Source organism: Flavobacterium segetis, from assembly GCF_900129575.1.
In the GTDB taxonomy this organism is placed as follows: domain Bacteria; phylum Bacteroidota; class Bacteroidia; order Flavobacteriales; family Flavobacteriaceae; genus Flavobacterium; species Flavobacterium segetis.
In genome coordinates, this window is the sequence record NZ_FQWE01000001.1 from 98,724 (window position 1) to 123,566 (window position 24,843).

The following is a 24,843-nucleotide window of genomic DNA, read 5'->3' on the forward strand; positions in this document are numbered from 1 at the left end:
TTAAGAAGATGCAAATATGAATTTATTTAAAGAATTTTTGAAAAATCAGGTTTAGAATAATTAGAACCTTTCATAACTTTTCCATCCTCACGATAAATTGGGTTTCCTTCATGATCTAATTTACTCATATTACTGCGCTGAATTTCATTAAAAATAGCTTCGATTTTATACTGTAATCCATGCTCAATTATAGTTCCACATAGTGTGTATAACATATCACCAAGAGCATCAGCTATTTCTACAATATCTTTCTTTTCAACGGCATCCAAATATTCCTCATTTTCCTCCTTCATTAAATCATAACGAAGTTTGTGTTTATTAGTTCCTAAATCTGCAGTAATAGTTTCACTAAAGTCGATTTTAAAAGTTTTATGAAATTCTTTAACGGCATTAAGTTGTTTTTGCATTTTATAATTTTTGTTAAATGAAATATATTTTAGCTAAATTTTATTAAACAAATAGCTAAATTTGTAAAAAAAATTTAAACTATGTTTAGTCAAGGACAGTTAGTGTTTGCAGGTCTCTTTTTTATTGCGTTTGTCATAGCTGTGTATTATGCTTATCGAAAAGACTTAGCGTTACATAAGATATTTTACAAAGATAATTATAAAATCTTAATTGCTTTTGTTGGTTTTATTGCTGTTCTGTTTTTGATAAAAATATTTTTTAAACGTTAGATTTGGAAATTAAAAAATCCACTATTTAAATTCTGTTAAGTTTATTTTCAAACTCCATTAGGTCGAAAATCTAATCTACATAATCAACGTGCTTGAAGAGTAAATAAACAACCTTCCATTTTCTGAGTTACAAAGAAAAGATAACACTTCTTTGACTGCAAACGTTTTTTTGATAATTAGCAGTAAAATTATGGCGGATTTTAATTTTATTTATTCAGAAAATATCATTATCTTTTTTAAACTGTTACAATTACATCTAAATTAAATCAATAACTTTACAAATTCAATTAAAGCACAAATTATGAGGATTTTAAAATATTTATTTCTTTTGGTACTACTTAGTTTTGTAGCTGTAACTATTTTTATTGCCACTCAAAAAGGAGAATATACAGTTGAGAAAAGTAAAATTATAAATTCTCCAAAATCAACTGTATTTAATTTTGTAAACGATTATCGAAATTGGGGCGACTTTAGCACTTGGATCACTGATGATCCTACAGCACAAATCACTTATTCTAATAAAACAATTGGTTCCGGCGCGTCTTTCTCCTGGCAAGGTAAAAGTGGATCTGGAGATGTTAGAACTTATTTTATAAATGAGAATGACAGTATTTCACAGAAAATGAATTTTGATAATACCACTTCCTCAGTGTTCTGGAGTTTTAAAGATACCGTTGGTGGGACAAAAGTCACTTGGAAAACAGTAGGAAGCATGAATTTTTCGATGAAAGTTTACAATGTATTCAACGGTGGAATAAATAAAATAATTGGAACGATGTATGAAAAAAGTCTTGCCAATCTTGATAAAATCCTAGATTTTGAAATAAATACTTTTGATATCAAAGTAGACGGATTAGTAAAGAAAGATAGTACTTTTTATTTACGACAGTCCTTTACAAGTAAAATTTCTAATGTCACTAAAAATTCGAGAATCGTATTTAGGAAGATCATTAATTTTTGTGATCAAAATAACATCGAGAGGAACGGAAATCCATTTTTACTTTATCATACATACGATCTCATAAATGATGTAACTCGAGTATCTTTTTGTGTTCCCATTAAAAACAAAATGTTAACTAGCGCTGGTAGCGATATTTTAACAGGAGAACTTAAAGCATTTGATGCGGTAAAAACAACTTTAACAGGAGACTATTCTCATAGTAAAAAAGCAATTGACAAAACAATTGCTTATGTTAATGCTAATACAATTGACTTAGATGTGACGTTTTCATTTTTGGAAATCTATAAAGTAAGTAAATTAGAAAACAAAAGCCCTTCCAAATGGGTTACTGAAATTTATTTTCCTATAAAACCAAAGGTAATTCCTGTGAGAATTTATGTTCCCGTTAAGAAAGTAGAGGAGGTAAAAATACCAATTTCAAAAATTATTAAAGAAGAAGAACCTTCTGAATTCTAAAATACTTTATCATCTATTAAACCTTTTATCTAAATGCTATTCTAATAAACAAAAATAATTTTGCAAGAAGAGCAGAAATTTATACAACAACTATTAGATTCGAAAACGCAGAATCAAGCGTTTGAAAGACTGATACAAATGTATCAAAGACCACTTTACAATCAGATTAGAAATATAGTTTTAAATCACGATGATACTGATGATGTTTTACAAAACACACTTGTAAAAGTTTACCAAAATTTAAAAAATTTTAAAGGCGATAGTAAACTATTCTCCTGGATGTATAGGATAGCTACCAATGAGGCTTTAACTTTTTTAAAGCAAAAATCTAAGAAAAGTGGAATTTCTTCTGAAGCACTTCAAAGTAAAATAATTGACAATTTAGAAGCCGATGTCTTTTTTGACGGTGATGAAATCCAACTAAAATTACAAAAAGCAATTGTTCTTCTTCCTGCAAAACAACAATTAATTTTCAAGATGAAATATTTTGAGGAACTGAAGTACGATGCTATGTCTGAAATTTTAGGAACTTCTGTAGGTGGTTTAAAAGCATCGTATCATATAGCTGTAAAAAAAATTGAAGCATTCCTCAACACAAATTAAACCTTTTTAAAGTAAAAGTGTCTAAAGCATATGAAAACATTTAAGTTAGAAAACGAACCTAAAATCGAATCAGGATTTATAACGCCGGATCACTATTTTAAAAATTTTTCGTTAAAAATGATGGATCAAATAGTGACTAATGAAACAAAAGTTATTTCTATTTTTCAAAAAAGAAAATATTTGTTTTTTAGTGCTGCCGCGCTGTTACTATTTGCTTTAATGATTCCAATAGTTAACAATTGGTCAGCAAAGTCAACGGAATTAGATGCTGTTGCATTAGAAAATTACATTACATATCAAACAAATGTAAACCAGTACGATTTAATAAATGCATTAGAAGAAGATGATATTAACAGCATGAATGTAAGTTTAGCAATTGAAGATAAAACCATAGAAGAGATATTATCCTATAATCCTAATGTGGAAAATTTAATTACTGAATAACTCATTTACGCACTAAAAATAAAAAAAATGAATAATCGAAAATTGAGTACCTTTTTATTGCTCTTAATTTCTTTTACTTTTTTCGCTCAAAGCGAAAGTATGAAAGATAAAAAAGAACAAATAAGAAGTTTGAAAGTTGCATTCTTCACGACAGAATTAGACTTTACCACCAATGAAGCCGAAAAATTCTGGCCTCTTTATAACACATTTGATGATAATCAATTTGAATTGAGGCACAATAAAATGAAAGCTTTTAGTAGAAGGATGAATGATGGCTCTTTGGACAAAATCACTGAAAAAGAAGCAACTTATTTTCTTTCCCAAATAGAAGATACAGAAGAAGAATTATTTTTACTTCGCAAAAAATTTATGCAGAATGTAAAATCAGTATTACCGGCGGTAAAAATTGTTAAATTGAAAAAAGCTGAAGAAGACTTCAATCGAAAATTATTACAACAGTACAGAAATAAAAACTTAAAAAAATAAATTTTATTAATTCTAAATTCCCTGAACTAAATGATAATCTATGTTTAGGGTTTTTTATTACTTGAAATTTAGTCGAACCATCTTATTTTTCCCTGCTGCTATTGCTGTATTTTCATTTATAAAACGCAAGGTATAAAAACTTGTATCCTCAGATAAAAGCTTCCATGTTTTTCCAGCATTAGCGGAATAATACACTCCAGAAGTTCCTACAACGACAAGTGAATTTCCTTTACTCTCGGGAACATATTGCACACATGACGCATAACCAAATCCTAAATTTTCAGCAATAAGTTTCCAGGTTTTTCCACCATTTGTTGTCACTGCTTTATTAGCAAAGTTCTGACCTTGAACATCATAATTCCCTCCAGCAACAAAGCCTAATTTTTCATTGTAGAAGTCAGCCGTGAATATTCCAGTCATTGCCTTACCTTGGACAATGGGTGTTTCATAAACTTTCCAGTTTAAAGCTCGATCAGGCGAATGAAAAACTCTTGATTTTTTTCCACCAGAGACAATCCAAGTGCTATTGCCCTTTATAATAATGTTTGTATTACTTGCCGCAAATGCAGCTTCTCCCTCTTCTGTTTTTGGTAGTTTTTCACAAGGAATTTTGTGCCATGAATTGCCACCGTCCTTTGTAATAATTATATTTAAGCAATTAGAAATAGGATCTCCCATCGCAATTCCATTATCATGATCCCAAAACTTCATACTATCAAAAAACACTTTATCATTATTTTCTTGATATACTAATTTAGGATCTAATTCGTTTTTTGAAATTTTGTAAAGTACAGCAGGACTTCCAACATTTACGATATAAAGATTATCCATAGTTTGAGCTATACTTCTAAATTCTAGCTTGAGCGAATCCTTTGATAGGATGATTTCTTTTTTAAAATTACTATCCATGTTAAAAAAACCAAATCTTCCTTTATTAGCGGTATACCAAATTTTATTATTATCTAATTCTATTGCTCGAATACTGATTTCATCCTGAAATAAAGTATCGATCGTAAGAGATTTATAATTTAAAGATGAAGATTTATCAGAATTATAAATTGCTGTTTTACAGGATGCAAAACAAAGCAGAAGCAATGGAAATATAAAAAATTTTTGCATAATAATTATTTTAAGGTGCTAATTTACAATATTTAAAAGAATTGGAATTGTAGGCAAAAAATGTATTGGCACAGTAATTGAAAGTTCCTAAAAATAAACATTTAGACACAAAAATTATGAAAACGAAACTACTACTATTGAGTTTATTTACTACTGTTTTCGCAACACAAATACAAGCGCAAAATAGAACTTCTGTAAATGCTTTCAATGCTGAAATTAGCGATAATCTTGACTTGAGAGCTGTGGCTTCAATCTTTGGAGATTCCAGAGATTTACAAGACTTTGAAAGAAGATTAAACGATCCTAAATTACAAATATCCAATTTAGACTTGAATAATGATGATCAAGTAGATTATTTACGAGTTATTGAAACCGTTGAAAATAGAACACACGTGATAATTATTCAATCCGTTTTAGATCAAGATGTTTATCAAGACGTAGCGACTATTGATGTGGAAAAAGATAGAAACAATAAGATCCATGTACAAGTGGTAGGAAATGTTTTTATGTATGGACAAAATTACATTTATGAGCCCGTTTATTATAATACACCAGTAATATATGGATCATTTTGGTCAAATAATTATCGTCCGTATTATTCGACTTGGAACTGGAATTATTATCCTTCTTATTATTATGCTTGGAATCCATTTCCAGTTTTTAGATACCGAAATAATATTAATATTTGTTTGACAAACAATAATTACTATAATTATGTAAATTACAGAAGAAGTAATCGTGCAGTAATTTTATATAGCTCAAGAAGCTCAAATGGTTATGAACGCTTAAATCCTAGCTATTCTTTTTCAAGAAGAAATGCAAACGTTGCGAACCGATATGAATTAGTGCAGGGCCGAAATTCTAGATATGAAAACAATTATGCAAGTAGAAGAGGTTCATCAGTAAGAGAAAATTCTCAAAATAGAATAAATTCTTCGAGAGAAATCACCACTCAAAGAAACAATTCAGCAAGAGATTATTCTCAAGACAGAGCAAGTCGTTCAATAGAGTCGGCTCCACAAAAAACGGAATCTTCAAGGCAATATTCTTATAATAGAGCAAGTCGCTCAACTGAGTCTACTCAGCGAAGTAACGAAAACGCAAGACAATACTCTCAAAATAGAGCGAGTCGAGTATTAGAGTCTGCTCCTCAAAGAACAGAATCTACAAAAGATTACTCTCAAAATAGAGAAAGCCGTTCAATTGACTCCGCTCCTCAAAGAACAGAATCTGCCAAAGATTATTCTCAAAATAGAGCAAGCCGTTCAATTGACTCCACTCCTGAAAGGATACAAACTCAATCAAGAGGAAATTCTGAAAATAGAGCAAGCCGTTCAATTGACTCCACTCCTGAAAGGATACAAACTCAATCAAGAAGAAATTCTGAAAGAGTAGCAACTCCGCAACGAATGGAATCTCGAAGAGAATCATCAACCGGAAGAACTGAGAATAGAAGGTCTTAAATGAGTATTTGAATTATTAAAAACACGGCTTTTAAGACCGTGTTTTTTTTGTTCTATAAAAAGCTCCAATTTATTTTAAAAGTGTACTTTTGACAAGTTTTTTAAAATAATTACATGAGCGCTGCGCACAAGGACTTACATAGTAAATTGACATTAGGTGGTTTATTAATTTCATTAGGAATAATATACGGTGACATTGGAACTTCTCCATTATATGTTATGAAAGCTATTTTGGGTGATCACATTATAAATGCTGATATTGTTCTAGGTGGAGTCTCAGCAGTTTTCTGGACTCTTACTTTGCAAACTACAATAAAGTATGTACTTATTACTTTAAGCGCTGATAATCATGGTGAAGGAGGTATATTTGCCTTATATGCCTTAGTCAAAAAAACTAAAATTAAATGGTTAATTGTACCGGCAATCATTGGTGGAAGCGCACTACTAGCTGATGGAATAATCACGCCGCCTATTTCGGTTTCATCTGCTGTGGAAGGAATTAGGACTTTTTATCCAGAGATCAATACTATTCCTATAGTGATAGGAATTTTATTTGTACTTTTCGCAATACAACAATTTGGCTCAAAATTAGTTGGTAAATTTTTTGCACCAATGATGATGATTTGGTTTGGAATGCTCGCCGTTCTTGGCTTAAGCCAAATTGTTCAAAATGTTGAAGTATTGAAAGCATTAAATCCCTATTATGCTTATCACCTACTTAGCATCCATCCTGAGGGATTTTTCGTTTTAGGTTTCGTATTTCTTTGTACAACAGGTGCTGAAGCATTATATTCTGACATGGGTCATTGCGGTCGAAAAAATATAAGAATTAGTTGGATTTTTGTCAAAACAGCGCTAGTGCTTAATTATTTTGGACAAGCTGCCTATTTAATTCATAAAGAAGGGCAAACTTTACAAAGTCTTGGAGGAAAAAATGGAAATCCTTTTTATCTCATTATGCCAGACTGGTTCCAGCCTATTGGAATTGTAATTGCAACTTTAGCTGCTGTAATAGCATCACAAGCATTGATAAGTGGCTCTTTTACTCTTATCAATGAAGCTATGAGATTGAATTTTTGGCCTAAAGTAAAAATAAAATATCCTACCGAATTAAAGGGGCAATTGTACATTCCCTCTATAAATTGGTTGTTATTTTTAGGTTGTGTTGGTATAGTATTACACTTTGAAGAATCCAGCAATATGGAACACGCTTACGGATTAGCCATTATTTTATGCATGATAATGACCACTATTTTACTCAATTTTTATTTGATAATGAAAAGAGTGAAATTATACTTTATAATCCCTTTAATCACTATATATTTAATGATTGAATTTAGTTTTTTAGCGGCTAACATCACTAAATTTACAGAGGGTGGCTACGTTACGTTATTTATCGCTTTTGCATTAATTAGTATCATGACAATTTGGTATCTCGCTAAACAAATTAATAAGAGTTATACAAAAATTGTCAAAATAGAAGATTATAAAAAAGTACTAGTTGAATTAAGTGCAGATTTATCAATTCCTAAATACGCAACACACTTAGTTTACATGACTAATGCGGGAAGAGCTGATGAAATAGAAGAAAAAGTAATGTATTCTATTTTGCAAAAACGACCAAAAAGAGCTGATATATATTGGTTTGTACATGTAAATATTTTAACTGAACCCTACAAAGCAGAATATAAAGTAACTGAAATTCTAAAAGACGACTTGTATCGAGTTGATTTCAATCTTGGTTTTAGAGAACCTACTAAAATAAATTTAATGTTTAGAGAGGTAATTAAAGACATGGTTAAAAAAGGAGAAGTAGATATTACCAGTAGATACGAATCGCTGAATAAAAACAATATAATAGGAGATTTCAAATTTGTATTATCTGAAAAATTTCTTTCTAATGATAGCCGATTATTATGGCATGAAAAAATAATTATGAATTCTTATTTCTTAATTAAAAAATTGAGTTTATCTGAGGAAAAAGCTTTTGGTTTAGATAGTAGCTCCGTAAAAATTGAGAAATTTCCATTAGTGCTTCATGCACCTGAAAAAATGGATTTAAAAAGAATTAAATAACTACAAATAGGTCTTATAAATTAAAAACACTGTTTATTAATCAGTGTTTTTTTTTGTTTCCAAATTAAAAATCAACATTCAGTACTAATGACAAAACATTTAATCAATTAATAGTACCTTTGCACCTCAATAATTTAAAATGAGATTACACAGAAATTTAGTTTACACAACAATAGACGCATTAAATGCAATTTTTAATGAAGGCGAATATGCAGATAAAGTTGTTGCACGATCCTTGAAAAAAGACAAACGTTGGGGAAGTTCAGATAGAAAGTTTGTTGCAGAAACAATCTATGAAATTGTGCGTTGGAAACGATTATATGCGGAAATTGCAGAAGTGAAAGAACCTTTTGATCGAGACAATCTATGGAGAATGTTTTCGGTTTGGGCAGTTTTAAGGGGTTACCCTATTCCAGATTGGCGCCAACTTGAAGGAACTCCAGAACGTAAAATTAAAGGGCGTTTTGATGAGCTTTCTAAAGTGAGAGCCCTGAAGGAATCTATCCCAGACTGGATGGATGAATTAGGCGTAAAAGAGCTAGGAGAAAAAGTTTGGACAACAGAGATTACAGCTCAGAATCAACCAGCAAAAGTGATCCTTCGTGTGAACACGCTTAAAACTACAAGAGAAGTGCTTCGTGCTATTTTGATGGATTTAAATATAGAAACAGAAACGTTGAAAAATCAACCTGATGCTTTAGTGTTGAAAGAACGTGCAAATGTGTTTTTGACTGATGCATTTAAACAAGGTTTCTTTGAAGTTCAGGACGCTAATTCGCAATTAGTAGCTGCTTTCCTTGATGTTAAACCAGGTATGAGAGTTGTTGACACTTGTGCTGGTGCTGGTGGGAAAACATTACACCTCGCTGCTTTAATGGAAAATAAAGGTCAATTAATTGCAATGGATTTGTATGAAAGCAAATTAAAGCAATTGAAAATACGCGCTAAAAGAGATGGTGCTTTTAACATTGAATATAAAATTATAGACTCTACTAAAATTATCAAAAAACTACATGAAAAAGCTGATCGTGTCCTTATTGATGCGCCTTGTAGTGGATTAGGAGTTTTAAAAAGAAATCCCGATGCAAAATGGAAATTACAACCTGAATTTATTGAAAACATCCGTAAAGTACAATCAGAAGTTTTAGAGAGTTATTCAAAAATTGTAAAACCAGGTGGGAAATTAGTTTATGCTACTTGTTCGGTTTTACCATCTGAAAATCAAGATCAAGTTGCTCGTTTCTTAGCTACTGATATTGGGAAACAATTCAATTTTATTAAAGATCAAAAAATACTTGCTTCAGAATCAGGTTTTGATGGTTTTTACATGGCTTTAATGGAGCGAAAAGAGCAAAAAGATTAAATGTTGATAATTTAATTAAAAAAAGAAACTCCAACTTTCAGCTTTGAAAATTGGAGTTTTTTTTTTTCGTTTAATTTTTAAATTTTAATTTTCTAATCATTCATAGATATTAAAAACTCTTCGTTATTTCTTGTTTTCTTAAAGCGATCATTAATAAAATCCATTGCTTCCACAGGATTCATATCTGAAAGATATTTTCTCATAATCCACATACGCTGTAGAGTTTTTGCATCCAAAAGCATATCATCCCGTCTAGTGCTTGAAGATGTCAAATCGATTGCTGGGAATATTCGTTTATTGGCAATCTTTCTATCTAATTGTAATTCCATATTACCAGTTCCTTTAAATTCTTCGAAGATGACTTCGTCCATTTTTGAACCAGTTTCAGTCAGTGCCGTTGCAATGATACTTAATGAGCCTCCATTTTCTACGTTACGAGCAGCACCAAAAAATCTTTTTGGTTTTTGCAATGCGTTAGCGTCAACACCACCACTTAAAACTTTACCTGATGCGGGTTGAACTGTATTGTAAGCTCGTGCTAAACGAGTAATCGAATCTAGTAAAATCACTACATCATGACCGCATTCTACTAATCGTTTTGCTTTTTCAAGTACAATGTTAGCAATTTTTACATGTTCTTGAGGTTCTCTATCAAATGTTGAAGCAATTACTTCACCACGCACAGAACGCTGCATATCAGTAACTTCTTCAGGTCGTTCATCAATTAACAAAACAATTAAATATACTTCGGGATGGTTTGCAGCAATTGCATTTGCAATATCCTTAAGCAACATTGTTTTACCCGTTTTTGGCTGTGCTACAATCATACCACGTTGTCCCTTTCCTATTGGAGAAAACAAGTCGATAATTCGAGTAGAAATAGTACTTTGTTTCTCGGCTAATTTGAATTTTTCAGAGGGAAAAACAGGAGTTAAATGTTCGAATGAAACCCTATCACGCACCACTTGAGGATCATGACCATTAATTTTTAAAACTTTAACTAAAGGAAAAAATTTCTCTCCTTCCTTAGGAGGACGAACCACACCTTTTACCGTGTCTCCGGTTTTAAGACCAAATAATCTAATTTGAGAAGTTGATAAATAAATATCATCTGGTGACGCTAAGTAATTGTAATCAGAAGATCTTAAAAAGCCATAACCATCTGGCATCATTTCTAAAACACCTTCACTTTCAATAATCCCGTCAAATTCAAAATCAGAAGCCGCGAAATTATTTTTTTTATTTTTAAAGTTTGGATTTTGATTTGTGCTTTGGCTTCCATTTGCATTTTGTTTGTGCAACTGGTTTGGATTAATTTTTTTTATTGGTAATGCAGCTTCTATTTTGTCGTCGGTTAAAACTTCTACAACTGTTTGCTCAGCTTTTGGAATGTCATTAACTTCCTCTTTTGTCTTTTTTAAAGCTATTTTTTTATCGTAAGCTGATTTATTAAATTTAATTGCTTTTCCGGCTTTTTTCTCCTCTAAGTTGTCTTCGACCTGCACAGGTATTAGAACTGCTGTTTCTTCCTGTTTTATTAAAGATTGAGTTGTAATAATATTTTCGATAATCATATTATCAGTTGCGTCTTCATCAGTTTCAAAAAGAGATTTTGTTTTCGATTTTTGAATAGCTACTTTCTTTACGGGTATAATACGAGCGCGTTTAGTTTTATCAACTTCAACTGTATTTTCCGAAATAGTATCAGATTTAGCGTCTGCTTTATTTGCTTGATGTTCTAAAATCTGACCAACTAAAGTCTCTTTTTTTACACCATTAAATTTTATTGTTTTAGCCGCCTTGGCAATTTCTTGAAGCTCAGAAAGCTTCATTTCTTTTAATGCAGAAATATCAAACATGAATGTCCTATGAGTTTAATTAATTTTTTTTGGAAAATGTAAAAAATAAGTAGTAACTTTAAATTGAACGGACCGCAGTATGAAGTGCTTACGGTATTATACTGCAATAATACGAATAAATTTTAATCAGACAATAGTATTTTTAAAAAAGAAAATATATTTTTGTGTAACATATTTATAAAATGATACAAAGAATTCAAACCGTTTATTTATTTTTAGCTTTCGTAATTACTGGAATTTTATTGTTTTTCATTCCACTTTGGACCATGAGTAACAATAAGGCTTTTTATTTTATGCAAAGCGAAACTTATACAATTTTACTAGGTTTGAGTACAACACTATCAATTTTAAGTATTTTATCCTATAAAAAGAGACAGAATCAGTTTGTTGTAGGCCGACTGAATATAATATTAAATTTGATTTTATTAGGATTATTTGTATATCGTTCACTAAATTTATCTGGAGAAACACCTGCTGTTTCTGAGAAAGGTATTGGGATGTTTTTACCTGTTTTTGCTATTGTATTATTGGTTTTAGCTAATAAGGCAATTAAAAAGGACGAAGATCTTGTAAAATCAGTGGATAGATTGAGGTAAACCTATAAACTTTAGTTTATTAGTGCGAAGGAAACCCGAATGTAACAATTCGGGTTTTTTTGTGCTTAAAAACGAATTTTATTAAGAAATATTTTAAAAACAGCACATATTTATTAAATTTTTATACATTTGGTTACAACAACTACAATATGACAACTATAACTAGAATCCACCTTGCTGACGACCATCAAATTCTTATTGATGGAATAAAAACTTTACTTCAAACTAATAGTTCTTTTAAAGTAGTAGGCTTTTCAACTGACGGAACAGATTTATATGAAAAAGTAAAAAACAATAAGGCAGATATATTAATCCTTGATATCAATATGCCGGGTGTAGATGGTATTGAAGTTATCAAGGAATTTGCTAAAAACGGATTTCCATGCAAGATTATAGTGCTTTCAAGTCACGATGATTTGCGTATTATAAAAGAAGTTATGAAGCTGGGAAGCAGTGCGTACTTAACAAAAAAATGTGCAGGTGAAAATATTATTAATGCAATTTTAGCCGTTAATAATGGTGAGGAATATTTTTGTAAGGATGTGAGGCAAAAAATATTTACTACCATAACAAAAGGTAACCCAAAATTAAATAAAACTATAATTACGGGAAATTCTAATCTCACTGAAAGAGAATTAGAAATCATTATTTTAATTTCACTTGAATTTAGTGGCAAGGAAATCAGTGACCAACTATTTATTAGCGCAAACACAGTTGAAACACATCGAAAAAACATTATGAAAAAACTGGATGCAAAAAACTCTATTAGCCTAGTAAAGTATGCTATAAAACACAATTTAGTTAATCCTTAAGCTAAATTGAAATTACTTTATAAGATGTTTTTTAGTTATCAAAAAGACATTTATAGGTATTTGAAATTTTTTTATATCAACCATTTTTAAAATTGAAAAATCAACCTATGTCTAAGAAGAAGGTTTTATTTACACTGATTTCAATAATTTATCTTGTTTCATTTCTTGCTTTTGCAAAGACAGAATTAAAAATGAAAACTGATGCTACTGCGATGAACAAAGAAGCAATAACTTTATTGAAAAGTGGCAATTATGAAAAATCTTTAATCTTATCAAGACGTGCGCTTAGTTTGGCTATTTTCTATAAAGACAATAAACTTATCGCGAGTTGCTACAATACAATTGCAGCCAATTTTGACCAATTATCTGAATATGATAAAGCATTTTATTATTATCATAAAGGTTTAGCTTATGCAAATAAAACTGATGATGATGTTATGAAAAATTGGTTAAATAATAATCTTGGTAATATTTACTGTTTTGATAAAAAGGAATATGAAAAAGGGATTTATTATTACAAAAAAGCATTAGATTACAGCGCTAAAATTAACGATCCCGCTCAAATGGTTTTTACAAAAATCAATTTAACTTGGGCTTATTTTGATATAAGTCAATTTGAAAAAGGTCTGCCTTATTTAAAGTATCTAAATAAGCATCACGATAAGTACGGATCACCATCGACAGAAGTTGTTTTAAACATGTTAAACGGTATGTACAATAACTTCATCAACGATACTAAAAAAAGTCAATTTTATTTTGAAAAAGCAATTTCACTAGGAATTCAAGGTAATGAAAAATCTGATTTATCATACTCACATCTCGAATTTTCAAAATTTTTAGTTAAGAATGGTAACTTTAAAGATGCTTACACTAACTTATCTAGGTACAATACAATTACTGAGGAGCTGAACAATGAGGAGAAAAAAAGTAAAGCAAATGTTGCAGGCATAAACCTTCAAATAGACGAATATAAGAGAGAGATTGACAAAATTGGCAATGAATTTAAAACGAAAGAAGAATTACTTCTTCAGGAACAATCTACAAATAAAAAAATTGTAATTACATTAACCGCTGTTCTTATACTATTATTTTTTGTTTTCTATTATTATGTTCAAAATGCTAAACTGAAACACAATAACAGATTGCAAGATATTCAAAGTAAAATTCAAGAAAACTTAATAAATGCAACTATAAATGGCCAAGAATTGGAACGAAAAAAGATTGCGTCATTCCTTCATGATAATATTAGTGCATTACTTTCCTCAGCTGGAATGCATCTTTTTGCTCACATCTCTCAAAATAAAAACTCTTCACAAGAAATCCTAAATACTAAATCTATTTTAGAGCAAGCCCACGACCAGATCCGTGATTTATCTCATGAATTGATGCCTTCGCTTCTAGCTCGATTTGGCTTATTTGAAGCATTAAGCGAGTTATGTAAAAAAAATTCTAATTCAATTTTGCAATTTGAATTTTACACTCCGATAGACCATATGATCAGATATGAAGAAGAATTCGAAATGAAAATTTATTTTATTATCACTGAACTCCTTAATAATACTATAAAGCACAGTGAAGCCAAAAATGCAAAATTAAGCTTAAAAGAATACGAAGGATCCCTAAAAATTGATACAATCGATGATGGAAAAGGCTTTGACTCTAATAAATTTCATATTCTAGAAGGTTTTGGTTTAAACCAAATTAAAGCGCGTTTAAATAACTTAAAGGGAAGTATTGAAATAAACTCCGAAATAAATAAAGGAACAGCAATCAAAATAATTGTTCCCATCGTTTATCCTAAAAATGCTACGCCCGCTTTTCCATCTCAATAATTTCTAAATCTTTGATCTTATCACCGTCAATAACAAATCGTAACATCGTTCGTACTTGGTGAAAACCACTTTTTCCCGCAGCTCCTGGATTCATGTGCAAGAAATTATTTTTCTTATCAAAAATCACTTTCAAGATATGTGAGTGTCCGCAAATAAATAAATTTGGCGGATTTGAACTAATTTGAGATTTGATTGTAGGACTGTATTTTCCTGGATAACCTCCTATGTGCGTAATCCATACATCAACACCCTCACACATAAATCGATTATGCAACGGAAATTCAAGCCGAGCTTGAGCATCATCAATATTACCATAAACACAACGCAAAGGTTTTAGCTTTTTGATTGTATCGGTTACTTGTAAATCGCCAATATCACCTGCATGCCAGACCTCATCAGCTTGGTTAACATATTTTAAAATCGTGTCATCACTATGACTGTGGGTATCAGAGAGAAGAAGTATTTTTTTCATAATTAAGGTTGAGACTAAGAACAATTTTACTAAGTGCTATTTCCAGCTTGCCGTTTTAATATTTTTCGCCGCAAAGGCGAATAAAAAAGATTTTTATCGAAATATCGGGACAGTCTAGGCTAGGAATTTTGGTAAAAATAAACTTTCCGTCCTCAAATAAAAAATCTAATAAAATCTTAACATTTTTTACTTCTTACCCACTTCGTAGCCATAAAATTAATAAGTATCTTTGTGCCTTCAAAATAATAGATTTGAGGTATTTTATTAAACTAGCGTACAGCGGCACTCATTATCATGGTTGGCAACAGCAGCCAAATGCAACTTCAGTTCAAGAAACGATTAATATAGCTATATCTACGATATTAAACACTGAAATCAATTTAATGGGAGCAGGACGAACAGATACGGGCGTTCATGCTAAAGAAATGTTTGCACATTTTGATTTTGACAAGATAATTGACGCTCCTAACATAATTCATAAACTAAATTCTTATTTACCTAAAGATATTGCAGTTCACGATATTATTCTGGTTGCTGATGAGGCACACGCCCGTTTTGACGCCATAAAAAGAACATATGAATACCAAATCAATTTAGGTAAAGATCCGTTCTCACAAGGGCAAAGTTGGTATTTTTATCAATCCTTAGATATTACTCTTATGAACGAGGCGGCAAAGTTATTATTTAATTATATTGATTTTCAGTGTTTTTCAAAGGTAAATACTGATGTGAACACTTTTGATTGTACCATCTATCAGGCACAATGGATATTAGATAATGAAAAATTAATTTTTACCATTTCTTCAAATCGGTTTTTGAGAAACATGGTTCGCGCAATTGTAGGCACGCTCGTCAATGTTGGTTTACGTAAAATTACGGTGAATGATTTTGAAAACATCATAAAAAGTAAAAATAGAGATAGAGCTGGTTTTTCGGTTCCAGCCCATGGTTTGTACTTAATCGAAATAGAATACGATTATTTGAAATAAAATAGATTAGTCCCGTGATTAATTCCTAGAAATAGTAGGATAATGCCAAGGGCTAAAAACTAAGGACTTAAAAAAATGAAAGCAAAAGCATTTGATACTAGATTATTCAAACGAATATTAAAATTCACAAAGCCATACCAGTATCGATTCAATGGTGTGATTGTATTTGCCATTTCGCTATCCGTATTTGCAGCATTAAGACCTTACTTACTTAAACAAACGGTAGATGGTTATATTTCAACCCAAGATCAGCATGGTTTGCTACTGTATGTGGTGCTTATGGGAATAGTGCTTTTATTTGAAGTGTTTTCACAATTTTACTTTGTTTACTGGGCAAACTGGCTCGGACAGGATATTGTAAAGGATATTCGTACTAAATTATTTCAACATATTTTGAGTTTCCGAATGAAATATTTCGATCTTGTTCCCGTGGGTCAACTTGTGACTCGTTCTGTTTCGGATATTGAATCAATTGCGCGTATTTTTAGTCAAGGCTTATTTATGATTATTAGTGACTTGATGAAAATGTTTGTCGTTTTGATTTTTATGTTTTACATGAACTGGAAACTGACATGGATTGTAATTGTCGCTATGCCAGTTTTAGTTTTTATCACAAGAATTTTCCAACGTAAAATGCAAGTAGCATTTGAGGAAGTGCGGAATCAAATTGCTAATATGAACTCTTTCGTCCAGGAAAGAGTGACAGGTATGAAGATTGTCCAACTCTTTAATCGTGAAAAAATTGAATCTGATAAATTTAAAGAAATTAATTACAAACATAAAAAAGCTTGGATAAAAACGATTCTTTATAACTCAATATTTTTCCCAATCGCTGATATTATTTCGTCGCTTACATTAGGTTTTATTGTACTTTATGGTGGAATAAAAATTCTTAATGGTGATAATTTTACCACATTTGGTGATTTATTTTCTTATACTATGTTTATTGCCATGTTGTTTAATCCACTGCGTCAAATAGCCGATAAGTTTAACGAAATGCAACTGGGAATGATTGCTGCAAATCGAGTATTTGAAATTTTAGATACTAATGATCAAATACAAGATACAGGTATTATCGAAGCACCAACATTTAAAGGAGAAATTGAGTTTAAAAACGTAAGTTTTGGATATATTGCAGATGAGGAAGTGATCAAAGGAATTGATTTAGAAGTAAATGCTGGGCAAACTATAGCGATTGTCGGTTCAACTGGTGCTGGTAAATCGACTATTATAAATTTATTGAATCGCTTTTATGAAATTAATAGTGGTTCTATTTATATTGATAAAAACAACATAGAAAATTATACATTAGATTCCCTAAGAAAGCAAATTGCAGTGGTTTTGCAAGATGTTTTCCTCTTTGCTGATACCATATTCAATAATATCACCTTAAATAATCCCGAAATTTCACGCGACATAGTTTTGGCTGCAGCCAAGAAAATAGGCGTTCACGATTTTATAATGAGCTTGCCTGATAATTATGATTTTGATGTAAAAGAGCGTGGCGTAATGCTATCGTCAGGTCAGAGACAATTAATTGCTTTTTTAAGAGCTTATGTTAGTAATCCAAGTATTTTGATTCTGGATGAGGCCACCTCTTCTATTGACACTTATTCCGAAGAGTTGATTCAACGTGCCACTGAAACCATAACTAAAGGCAGAACATCTATAGTTATTGCGCATCGATTAGCAACAATAGTAAATGCTGATAAAATTGTAGTAATGGATAAAGGACTTATCGTGGAGCAAGGAACGCATCAAGAACTAATAAATAGAGAAAGTGGCTACTACAAGGATTTGTATGAATCGCAGTTTGCTGCAGTGGTTTAATAAATTATTACATTTGTGCTCCGTTAATATCAAACAAATTTAACACTTTTATGAAAAAATTTATTGGTTTTATTTTGATTTTTATGGCACATTCTTGCATTCCTTTGCAAATTGCTCCCAGCATTAAAGGAGAAAAATTAGTAAAAGCAAAAAAATTTAAAAAGAATCTACCTAATTTCTATAGTTTTATTTTTGAAGATACTAAAAACGCAGATGAGTTTTATAATTTTGTCAATACCAAATATAATTTAAAGCACAATAATGTAGAATCAAATGTACCTATTATCATCAACAACACTACCTACTATTTATCTTTCTATGAGCGTGAAAAATCGACCAAAACATTAAATTTGATTCCCCTCGCCATCGACATGAAAAGGACTGATAATGGAAACGATCCCATGTTAGAGGACATGTATATCTCCATAAATGGCTATTGGTATTTAATTCTAACAGTTGCCGACTCCGATCTAAAAGATTGTCTAAAACCTAATTACCCTCGACATGAAGAGATACTAAGCCATTTGAAAAGTTTGAGAGATGAATATTTTACAACCAGCAATTACATGGCGGCATTTTTAAAAATGAAACAATAAAAAGTGGAATTCCTGATAGTTAATAAACTTACTATATGGCTGAATTTCTTTTCAAATAAATCATTAATTTTGCAGCGTGAAAACGTTTTACAATACTTCAAGTGAATTAAATGAATATTGTAGATTATCAATATATAAATAATAAAACATAATAAATAAAAATGAAATACGACATTATAGTTTTAGGAAGTGGTCCTGGAGGATATGTAACCGCTATTAGAGCTTCTCAATTAGGATTTAAAGTAGCAGTTATTGAGAAAGAAAGCCTAGGTGGCGTGTGTTTAAATTGGGGTTGTATTCCAACAAAAGCACTTTTGAAATCAGCACAAGTTTTTGATTACTTAAAACATGCATCTGATTATGGACTAACTGTCAAAGAATTTGATAAAGATTTCAGCGCTGTAGTAACTCGTTCAAGAAATGTAGCTGGAGACATGAGTAAAGGCGTTCAGTTCCTAATGAAAAAAAATAAAATTGACGTTATAATGGGTTTTGGTAAACTAAAGCCAGGAAAAAAAATTGACGTTACTGCAGCTGACAATACGGTTAATGAATATACAGCGGACCACATTATTATTGCTACTGGTGCTCGCTCACGTGAATTACCAAGCTTGCCACAAGATGATGTTAAGGTGATTGGTTATAGAAAAGCAATGACTTTACCTACTCAACCTAAGTCGATGATAATCGTTGGTTCTGGAGCTATAGGTGTAGAATTTGCTCATTTTTATAATGCAATGGGAACTGATGTAACTATTGTTGAATTTATGCCACTCATTGTTCCCGTTGAGGACGAGGACATTTCGAAACAAATGGAACGTTCCATGAAAAAAGCAGGTGTAAAAATCATGACAAACGCATCGGTAGAACGTATTGATACTTCTGGCGCTGGTGTAAAAGCATTTGTCAAGACAGCAAAAGGAGAGGTGGAAATAGAAGCTGATATTTTGCTTTCGGCGGTGGGAATAAAAACTAACATAGAAAATATTGGATTAGAAGAAGTAGGAATCGCTGTTGACAGAGATAAAATACTTGTGAACGACTATAATCAGACTAACATCCCAGGATATTACGCTATTGGTGATGTTACGCCAGGTCAAGCATTAGCTCACGTCGCTTCTGCTGAGGGCATCAATTGTGTAGAGAAAATCGCTGGACTTCATGTAGAACCTATAGATTATGGAAATGTTCCAGGCTGTACGTATGCAACTCCTGAAATTGCATCAGTAGGTATGACTGAAAAACAAGCTAAGGAAAAAGGATATGAATTAAAAATAGGTAAATTTCCATTTTCTGCATCAGGAAAAGCCAAGGCTTCCGGCACGCCAGATGGTTTTGTAAAAGTAATTTTTGATGCAAAATATGGAGAATGGTTAGGATGTCACATGATTGGCGCTGGAGTTACTGATATGATTGCTGAAGCAATTGTAGCACGTAAACTAGAAACAACAGGACACGAAATCCTTAAAACAATTCATCCTCACCCTACAATGAGTGAAGCCGTTATGGAAGCGGTTGCTGATGCTTATGGCGAAGTAATTCATTTGTAAATACGAAATGTGAACTGCGAAGTTTAAAGTTCAGAATAGTAGTAAAGATCCGGTTAGAAATTCTAATCGGATCTTTTTTTATGTCTTTTAAACAAAGTGAATTATAGTTTTGTCGTTCTTTTATGATTATAAAAAATTTTAATTTCAGTTGTCTTTATAATTAGTAAATGTTCTATGCTTTTAATACATTAACATTTATTTACAAATCGTATCAAAAAATCTATTCAATTGTAGTCTATATTTGTGACCCCAGGTTTTTTACTCAATAAATACCAATATACCATTTTATAAATGAACAGCAAAAACTACGAATTTTCTAAAACATTACATAATAATCAAAACCAGAATTGGGTTAGAGCCATAGATTCTTCAAAAATTATTACTTGGATTGATGACCTATTCCGAATATTATTTCCAGAAAAAACTTTGGAGAGCATCCAAATCGAACTATTGTTAGATCAAAATAAAATAAATTTTATCACTATTCTAACTGAAATAAATAAAGGAAAAGCGGTTGATAAGAGCCGGGAACTTGCCGACGCTTTTTATGAAGCGCTGCCTGAACTTTATTCTTCCATGCAAAAGGATGCGCAAGCTATTCTTGACACGGATCCTGCTGCTGACTGCATTGAGGAAATCATAAATTCGTATCCTGGTTTTTTTGCCATTGAAGTATATCGCATTGCAAATGCCATTGCATCCCGCACAAAGTGCTTGATACCTCGTATTTTAACCGAGTATGCGCATAGTAAAACGGGAATTGACATTCACCCAAATGCGACTATAGATGTTCCATTCATGATCGATCACGGTACCGGAATAGTTATTGGCGAAAGTACAATAATAGGAAAATACGTGAGCATCTATCAAGGTGTCACTTTAGGAGCTTTACAAGTTGAAAAAAGTATGCAGGAAAAAAAACGGCATCCTACCGTTGAAGATCATGTGATTATTTATGCTAATGCCACAATACTAGGAGGAAGTACCATCATAGGAAATCACAGTATCGTAGGTGGAAATACTTTTATCTCAAAAAGTGTTAATCCATATTCACTAATTATGCAGTCCAATAAAAATACAGTTTTAAACCAACAAGAAATAAAAGATATTAATTTTTTCTCAATATAATAATTATGAAATACGATAACATACTCGAAACAATAGGCAATACGCCACATGTAAAAATCAATCGCCTTTTTGGTGCAAACCATAATGTTTATATCAAACTAGAACGCGCAAATCCAGGAGCAAGTATCAAAGACAGAATCGCTCTTGCAATGATTGAAGATGCCGAAGAAAAAGGATTACTCAAAGAAGGAAGTACTATTATTGAAGCAACCTCTGGCAACACGGGAATAGGATTAGCAATGGTAGCGGCCGTAAAAGGATACAAATTAATTTTAGTAATGCCGGAATCAATGTCAATTGAAAGACGCCGACTGATGAGTTTGTACGGTGCTGAGTTTGTTTTGACACCCCGTGAAAAAGGGATGAAAGGCGCTATTGAAAAAGCCGCTGATTTAATAAAAGAAACGAATAATGCTTGGTCACCTCTTCAATTTGATAACCCCGCAAATATAGAAATTCATAAAAAAACAACAGCACAAGAAATTATCAAAGCATTTCCTGCCGGTTTAGATTATATGATCACTGGCGTAGGTACTGGAGGCCATATAACAGGTTGTGCCGAAATTCTAAAACAACATTATCCAAATCTAAAAGTTTACGCTGTAGAACCAGAGGCTTCGCCAGTGATTAGTGGTGGCGCTCCTGGTCCGCACCCTATTCAAGGAATTGGCGCTGGATTTATTCCTGTAAATCTTCATACTGACTTACTCGACGGGTCAATTCAAGTGAGTAAAGACGAAGCATTTGAATATACTAAAAGAGCTGCTAAAGAAGAGGGAATGTTTATAGGAATATCTTCAGGAGCATCACTTGCAGCTGTGGCTAAAAAACTAGCTGAAATCCCTGAAAATGCAACGGTACTGACTTTTTGCTATGATACTGGGGAACATTATTTAAGTGTTGAGGGATTGTTTGTTTAGGTAAAAAATATAAATTTAGCCTTCATAAGTCCTTCCTACGATTAAAGATTTATGGAGGTTTACTATTTATTTTTGGATTAGATATTAATTTTTAAAAAACTAAAGTCTGATCAACACTAATTGTAAATTTGATTAAAACATATAAAGTCGGATATTTAAAGTCGAAAAATACAATTTCTACCAGTTTTTCTTATCCATCAAAGCTAAGAAGTGATCTTTAAATTTAAAATTTATTGATAAAGAAATCTGCCGCAGATATCGATGACGACCAGTCTTTAGATCCAATGTCAATTAGCGAGCTTAATGCCCGAATCGATAAATCAGAATCTGATTTTGAAAATGGCAATTACAAAACTACTTCGGAGCTTTTACAAAAGTATAATTAATGAGTTTTAAAATTATCTGGTCTGACTTTGAAGAATGTCAACTGGATAAAATTTATGAATATTACATAGAAAATGTAAGCATAAAAGTTGCCAGAAATAATCTTCATAGTATCTTAAATTCTCCTTATAAACTAATAAAAAAAGTTGAAATCTTTCAAATTAAATATTTTTTACTCGATATAGAAGTATAATATAGATATATTATCTGAAATAACTACAAAAAAATATATGATGTTAATCAAAACCTAAAATTGATCAAAATAGCTGGTAGATTTGAAACGCGTTAAAATCCATCAAAAATGAAGTGGAATAAATTAAACTTTTTCGTTTCGAAAGCTTGTTAGACTAAACAATCAATTTCACCTCATAACTTTAATGGTTACTAAATTTTAATTTTTAATTTAAAATATTTCAAATAGAAAAATTACGTATCAGAACATAAAAAAAGCCTCATCACGAGGCTTTTAAATTACATTATTTTTCTTCGTCCGTCTCGTGCGACTTTGAGTATCCTCTCCATTTCTCAATACAATCTTCTAAATCTTGTGGAAGTTCCGTGTCAAAACGCATCATTTCACCTGTTGTAGGATGAATAAAACCGAGCGTCTTAGCATGTAGGGCTTGTCTTGGTATAATTTTAAAACAATTGTCTATAAATTGTTTGTATTTAGTAAACGTAGTTCCTTTCAAAATTAAATGGCCACCATATCGCTCATCATTAAAAAGAGGATGTCCTATATGCTTTAAATGCGCCCTGATTTGGTGCGTTCTCCCTGTTTCTAGTTGGCACGAAATCAAAGTCACATACCCAAAACGCTCCAATACTTGATAGTGGGTAATGGCTGGCTTTCCTATTTCTGGATCAGCAAAAACGGCCATTTGCATTCGATCTTTCACATGACGTGCTAAGTTACCCTCAATCGTTCCTTTATCTTCGGCAACATTTCCCCAAACTAAAGCGACATATTCTCTTTCAGAAGTTTTGGCTTCAAATTGTTTCGCTAGATGAGTCATAGCAGCTTCGGTTTTAGCAATAACTAGTAAACCCGAGGTATCTTTATCAATTCGATGCACTAATCCCGGACGCTCACTACTATTCATTGGTAAGTTATCAAAATGATAGGCCAATGCATGCACAAGAGTTCCTGTATAGTTTCCGTGACCAGGATGAACCACCATTCCTGGTAATTTATTGATCAGTAGTAAAGTGTCATCTTCATAAACAATATCGAGCGGAATATTTTCTGGAATAATATGATTTTCATAAGGCGGATGTGTCAGCATCACGCGAACCACATCATTAGCTTTCACCTTATAATTTGATTTTACTGTCGCATCATTGACAAAAATATTCCCTTCGGTTGCGGCAGTTTGTATTTTGTTGCGAGTAGCGTTTTGGATCAAACCCATTAAGTATTTGTCAATTCGCAGAGCCGCTTGGCCTTTAGGAACTTCAAACTTAAAATGTTCGTATAACTCATCCTCTAAATCTACAGTATCTATATTATTGTTCATTAACTGGTATTTCTTCATTTGGCACAGACAATGTATCTGCAGCGTTTTCTTCTTCTTGGTAACTCATTTTTCCATCGCCTAAAACCAAATCGATTTTTGATGATTTCAACACTCTATCGCCTACTTTCAAGTTTCTTCCTTTAAAACGCATTTCCAGAACCATGTCTTTGCCTAAATTTGGCACATAAGTCACCGTTCCTTCATCTAGCCCTAAAGCTCGTAGTGTTGGAACCGCTTCACGATAGGTTTTTTGAATTAAATTAGGAATTCGAACAGATGAAAAGCCTGAAGTATTGATTTTAATGTATATCTTTCTACCCACTTTCACCTTAGTTCCCGGCGAAGGATCTTGTTCTACTACGCTAAACTGTGGAAAATCGCTTCTATAATCCACACTGTCTAAGAGCTCATAATCTAAGTCCAGTTCGTCTAGTTTAGTTTGTACTTGTTCCTCAGTCAGCTTTCGCAAATCTGGCACTGAAATTTCGTGACCATGATCAGTGGTAAAAGTCAACCAATGCATAAATAAATAAGTTAAAGATGCAACAATTGCAATTGCAATTAATACTTGTACTCCAAATACGCGACTGGTAAGATATTTACGTAAAGTCATAAAATTATTTTTAGATGCGGCAAAGATAAAGCTATTTCGTTTCAAAAAAAATGATAATTTTGTTTTGCATACGTATAATCGGGTAATCGATTAAACG

23 protein-coding genes are annotated in these 24,843 nt (G+C 31.9%); 17 read left to right on the forward strand and 6 right to left on the reverse strand.

Features of this window, described 5'->3' with window-relative positions; all coding sequences use genetic code 11:
• Positions 1-26 precede the first annotated feature (26 nt).
• Complete coding sequence (locus BUA99_RS00455; protein WP_072986780.1) at positions 27-407, reverse strand: pyrophosphohydrolase domain-containing protein; 381 nt, start codon at positions 405-407, stop codon at positions 27-29.
• A gap of 571 nt (positions 408-978) precedes the next feature.
• Between BUA99_RS00455 and BUA99_RS00465 the strand changes: the two genes are divergently transcribed.
• The 4 genes from BUA99_RS00465 to BUA99_RS00480 all read left to right on the forward strand — a co-directional run bounded on the left by BUA99_RS00465 (position 979) and on the right by BUA99_RS00480 (position 3,627).
• Positions 979-2,094, forward strand: coding sequence for an SRPBCC family protein (locus BUA99_RS00465; RefSeq protein WP_072986785.1), 1,116 nt, complete (start codon positions 979-981; stop codon positions 2,092-2,094).
• 60 nt (positions 2,095-2,154) lie between these two features.
• Entirely contained in the window at positions 2,155-2,697 is a 543-nt protein-coding gene (locus tag BUA99_RS00470; RefSeq protein ID WP_072986786.1) for an RNA polymerase sigma factor, read from the forward strand.
• A 30-nt stretch (positions 2,698-2,727) separates the two neighbouring features.
• On the forward strand, positions 2,728-3,141 hold the full coding sequence (locus tag BUA99_RS00475) for a hypothetical protein (protein WP_072986788.1): 414 nt from the start codon (positions 2,728-2,730) through the stop codon (positions 3,139-3,141).
• A 99-nt stretch (positions 3,142-3,240) separates the two neighbouring features.
• Positions 3,241-3,627: a sensor of ECF-type sigma factor gene (locus BUA99_RS00480; RefSeq protein ID WP_234972864.1), complete on the forward strand. Its 387-nt coding sequence runs from the start codon at positions 3,241-3,243 to the stop codon at positions 3,625-3,627.
• Positions 3,628-3,684: 57 nt separating this feature from the next.
• Here BUA99_RS00480 and BUA99_RS00485 read toward each other — a convergent pair whose 3' ends face one another.
• A complete protein-coding gene (locus BUA99_RS00485) occupies positions 3,685-4,746 on the reverse strand; it encodes a WD40/YVTN/BNR-like repeat-containing protein (RefSeq protein WP_072986792.1) in 1,062 nt (353 codons plus the stop codon).
• Positions 4,747-4,862: 116 nt separating this feature from the next.
• Here BUA99_RS00485 and BUA99_RS00490 point away from each other — a divergent pair, with 116 nt between their 5' ends.
• The 3 genes from BUA99_RS00490 (at position 4,863) to BUA99_RS00500 (ending at position 9,648) form a co-directional block, all read left to right on the forward strand.
• Positions 4,863-6,209 carry a splicing factor U2AF large subunit gene (locus BUA99_RS00490; protein ID WP_072987684.1) on the forward strand — a complete coding sequence of 449 codons (1,347 nt, stop codon included), beginning with the start codon at positions 4,863-4,865 and terminating at the stop codon, positions 6,207-6,209.
• Positions 6,210-6,323: 114 nt separating this feature from the next.
• Positions 6,324-8,285, forward strand: a complete 1,962-nt coding sequence (locus tag BUA99_RS00495; RefSeq protein ID WP_072986794.1) for a KUP/HAK/KT family potassium transporter — start codon at positions 6,324-6,326, stop codon at positions 8,283-8,285.
• Positions 8,286-8,424: 139 nt separating this feature from the next.
• The gene (locus BUA99_RS00500) at positions 8,425-9,648 is read left to right on the forward strand and encodes an RsmB/NOP family class I SAM-dependent RNA methyltransferase (RefSeq protein WP_072986797.1); all 1,224 of its coding nucleotides are present in this window, start codon (positions 8,425-8,427) and stop codon (positions 9,646-9,648) included.
• 92 nt (positions 9,649-9,740) lie between these two features.
• Here the strand turns inward: BUA99_RS00500 and rho are convergent, their stop codons facing one another.
• Positions 9,741-11,507: a transcription termination factor Rho gene (rho, locus tag BUA99_RS00505; protein WP_072986800.1), complete on the reverse strand. Its 1,767-nt coding sequence runs from the start codon at positions 11,505-11,507 to the stop codon at positions 9,741-9,743.
• A 182-nt stretch (positions 11,508-11,689) separates the two neighbouring features.
• On the opposite strand from rho, the gene BUA99_RS00510 reads away from it, so the two are divergent.
• The 3 genes from BUA99_RS00510 (at position 11,690) to BUA99_RS00520 (ending at position 14,747) form a co-directional block, all read left to right on the forward strand.
• Positions 11,690-12,103, forward strand: coding sequence for a DUF4293 domain-containing protein (locus BUA99_RS00510; protein ID WP_072986803.1), 414 nt, complete (start codon positions 11,690-11,692; stop codon positions 12,101-12,103).
• A gap of 149 nt (positions 12,104-12,252) precedes the next feature.
• Positions 12,253-12,915 carry a response regulator gene (locus tag BUA99_RS00515; protein WP_072986805.1) on the forward strand — a complete coding sequence of 221 codons (663 nt, stop codon included), beginning with the start codon at positions 12,253-12,255 and terminating at the stop codon, positions 12,913-12,915.
• A gap of 107 nt (positions 12,916-13,022) precedes the next feature.
• Positions 13,023-14,747: a tetratricopeptide repeat-containing sensor histidine kinase gene (locus BUA99_RS00520; RefSeq protein WP_072986808.1), complete on the forward strand. Its 1,725-nt coding sequence runs from the start codon at positions 13,023-13,025 to the stop codon at positions 14,745-14,747.
• Here the strand turns inward: BUA99_RS00520 and BUA99_RS00525 are convergent.
• Positions 14,722-15,219: a metallophosphoesterase family protein gene (locus BUA99_RS00525; RefSeq protein ID WP_072986810.1), complete on the reverse strand. Its 498-nt coding sequence runs from the start codon at positions 15,217-15,219 to the stop codon at positions 14,722-14,724. The two genes, BUA99_RS00520 and BUA99_RS00525, sit on opposite strands and share 26 nt — an antisense overlap.
• A gap of 251 nt (positions 15,220-15,470) precedes the next feature.
• Between BUA99_RS00525 and truA the strand changes: the two genes are divergently transcribed.
• The 7 genes from truA to BUA99_RS15285 all read left to right on the forward strand — a co-directional run bounded on the left by truA (position 15,471) and on the right by BUA99_RS15285 (position 22,618).
• Complete coding sequence (gene truA, locus BUA99_RS00530) at positions 15,471-16,208, forward strand: tRNA pseudouridine(38-40) synthase TruA (protein ID WP_072986812.1); 738 nt, start codon at positions 15,471-15,473, stop codon at positions 16,206-16,208.
• Positions 16,209-16,283: 75 nt separating this feature from the next.
• Complete coding sequence (locus BUA99_RS00535) at positions 16,284-18,038, forward strand: ABC transporter ATP-binding protein (protein WP_072986815.1); 1,755 nt, start codon at positions 16,284-16,286, stop codon at positions 18,036-18,038.
• A 50-nt stretch (positions 18,039-18,088) separates the two neighbouring features.
• The gene (locus BUA99_RS00540) at positions 18,089-18,634 is read left to right on the forward strand and encodes a hypothetical protein (RefSeq protein ID WP_072986818.1); all 546 of its coding nucleotides are present in this window, start codon (positions 18,089-18,091) and stop codon (positions 18,632-18,634) included.
• 161 nt (positions 18,635-18,795) lie between these two features.
• On the forward strand, positions 18,796-20,184 hold the full coding sequence (gene lpdA, locus BUA99_RS00545; protein WP_072986820.1) for a dihydrolipoyl dehydrogenase: 1,389 nt from the start codon (positions 18,796-18,798) through the stop codon (positions 20,182-20,184).
• Positions 20,185-20,475: 291 nt separating this feature from the next.
• Positions 20,476-21,312, forward strand: coding sequence for a serine O-acetyltransferase (locus tag BUA99_RS00550; RefSeq protein WP_072986823.1), 837 nt, complete (start codon positions 20,476-20,478; stop codon positions 21,310-21,312).
• 5 nt (positions 21,313-21,317) lie between these two features.
• Entirely contained in the window at positions 21,318-22,232 is a 915-nt protein-coding gene (gene cysK / locus BUA99_RS00555; RefSeq protein ID WP_072986826.1) for a cysteine synthase A, read from the forward strand.
• A gap of 233 nt (positions 22,233-22,465) precedes the next feature.
• Positions 22,466-22,618 carry a hypothetical protein gene (locus BUA99_RS15285; RefSeq protein WP_234972865.1) on the forward strand — a complete coding sequence of 51 codons (153 nt, stop codon included), beginning with the start codon at positions 22,466-22,468 and terminating at the stop codon, positions 22,616-22,618.
• 474 nt (positions 22,619-23,092) lie between these two features.
• Here BUA99_RS15285 and BUA99_RS00565 read toward each other — a convergent pair whose 3' ends face one another.
• Both BUA99_RS00565 and BUA99_RS00570 read right to left on the reverse strand, forming a co-directional pair.
• Positions 23,093-24,133 carry an RluA family pseudouridine synthase gene (locus BUA99_RS00565; protein ID WP_072986830.1) on the reverse strand — a complete coding sequence of 347 codons (1,041 nt, stop codon included), beginning with the start codon at positions 24,131-24,133 and terminating at the stop codon, positions 23,093-23,095.
• Entirely contained in the window at positions 24,123-24,746 is a 624-nt protein-coding gene (locus BUA99_RS00570; protein WP_072986833.1) for a PASTA domain-containing protein, read from the reverse strand. The genes BUA99_RS00565 and BUA99_RS00570 overlap by 11 nt, the downstream gene beginning before the upstream one ends.
• Between the last annotated feature and the right edge of the window lie 97 nt (positions 24,747-24,843).

Excerpts from the sequence above, each read along its gene's own strand:
- BUA99_RS00455 (WP_072986780.1), bottom strand. The coding sequence starts at position 407 with ATGCAAAAACAACTTAATGCCGTTAAAGAATTTCATAAAACTTTTAAA.
- BUA99_RS00465 (WP_072986785.1), top strand. The coding sequence starts at position 979 with ATGAGGATTTTAAAATATTTATTTCTTTTGGTACTACTTAGTTTTGTA.
- BUA99_RS00475 (WP_072986788.1), top strand. The coding sequence starts at position 2,728 with ATGAAAACATTTAAGTTAGAAAACGAACCTAAAATCGAATCAGGATTT.
- BUA99_RS00480 (WP_234972864.1), top strand. The coding sequence starts at position 3,241 with ATGAAAGATAAAAAAGAACAAATAAGAAGTTTGAAAGTTGCATTCTTC.
- BUA99_RS00485 (WP_072986792.1), bottom strand. The coding sequence starts at position 4,746 with ATGCAAAAATTTTTTATATTTCCATTGCTTCTGCTTTGTTTTGCATCC.
- BUA99_RS00490 (WP_072987684.1), top strand. The coding sequence starts at position 4,863 with ATGAAAACGAAACTACTACTATTGAGTTTATTTACTACTGTTTTCGCA.
- BUA99_RS00495 (WP_072986794.1), top strand. The coding sequence starts at position 6,324 with ATGAGCGCTGCGCACAAGGACTTACATAGTAAATTGACATTAGGTGGT.
- BUA99_RS00500 (WP_072986797.1), top strand. The coding sequence starts at position 8,425 with ATGAGATTACACAGAAATTTAGTTTACACAACAATAGACGCATTAAAT.
- rho (WP_072986800.1), bottom strand. The coding sequence starts at position 11,507 with ATGTTTGATATTTCTGCATTAAAAGAAATGAAGCTTTCTGAGCTTCAA.
- BUA99_RS00510 (WP_072986803.1), top strand. The coding sequence starts at position 11,690 with ATGATACAAAGAATTCAAACCGTTTATTTATTTTTAGCTTTCGTAATT.
- BUA99_RS00515 (WP_072986805.1), top strand. The coding sequence starts at position 12,253 with ATGACAACTATAACTAGAATCCACCTTGCTGACGACCATCAAATTCTT.
- BUA99_RS00520 (WP_072986808.1), top strand. The coding sequence starts at position 13,023 with ATGTCTAAGAAGAAGGTTTTATTTACACTGATTTCAATAATTTATCTT.
- BUA99_RS00525 (WP_072986810.1), bottom strand. The coding sequence starts at position 15,219 with ATGAAAAAAATACTTCTTCTCTCTGATACCCACAGTCATAGTGATGAC.
- BUA99_RS00535 (WP_072986815.1), top strand. The coding sequence starts at position 16,284 with ATGAAAGCAAAAGCATTTGATACTAGATTATTCAAACGAATATTAAAA.
- BUA99_RS00540 (WP_072986818.1), top strand. The coding sequence starts at position 18,089 with ATGAAAAAATTTATTGGTTTTATTTTGATTTTTATGGCACATTCTTGC.
- lpdA (WP_072986820.1), top strand. The coding sequence starts at position 18,796 with ATGAAATACGACATTATAGTTTTAGGAAGTGGTCCTGGAGGATATGTA.
- BUA99_RS00550 (WP_072986823.1), top strand. The coding sequence starts at position 20,476 with ATGAACAGCAAAAACTACGAATTTTCTAAAACATTACATAATAATCAA.
- cysK (WP_072986826.1), top strand. The coding sequence starts at position 21,318 with ATGAAATACGATAACATACTCGAAACAATAGGCAATACGCCACATGTA.
- BUA99_RS00565 (WP_072986830.1), bottom strand. The coding sequence starts at position 24,133 with ATGAACAATAATATAGATACTGTAGATTTAGAGGATGAGTTATACGAA.
- BUA99_RS00570 (WP_072986833.1), bottom strand. The coding sequence starts at position 24,746 with ATGACTTTACGTAAATATCTTACCAGTCGCGTATTTGGAGTACAAGTA.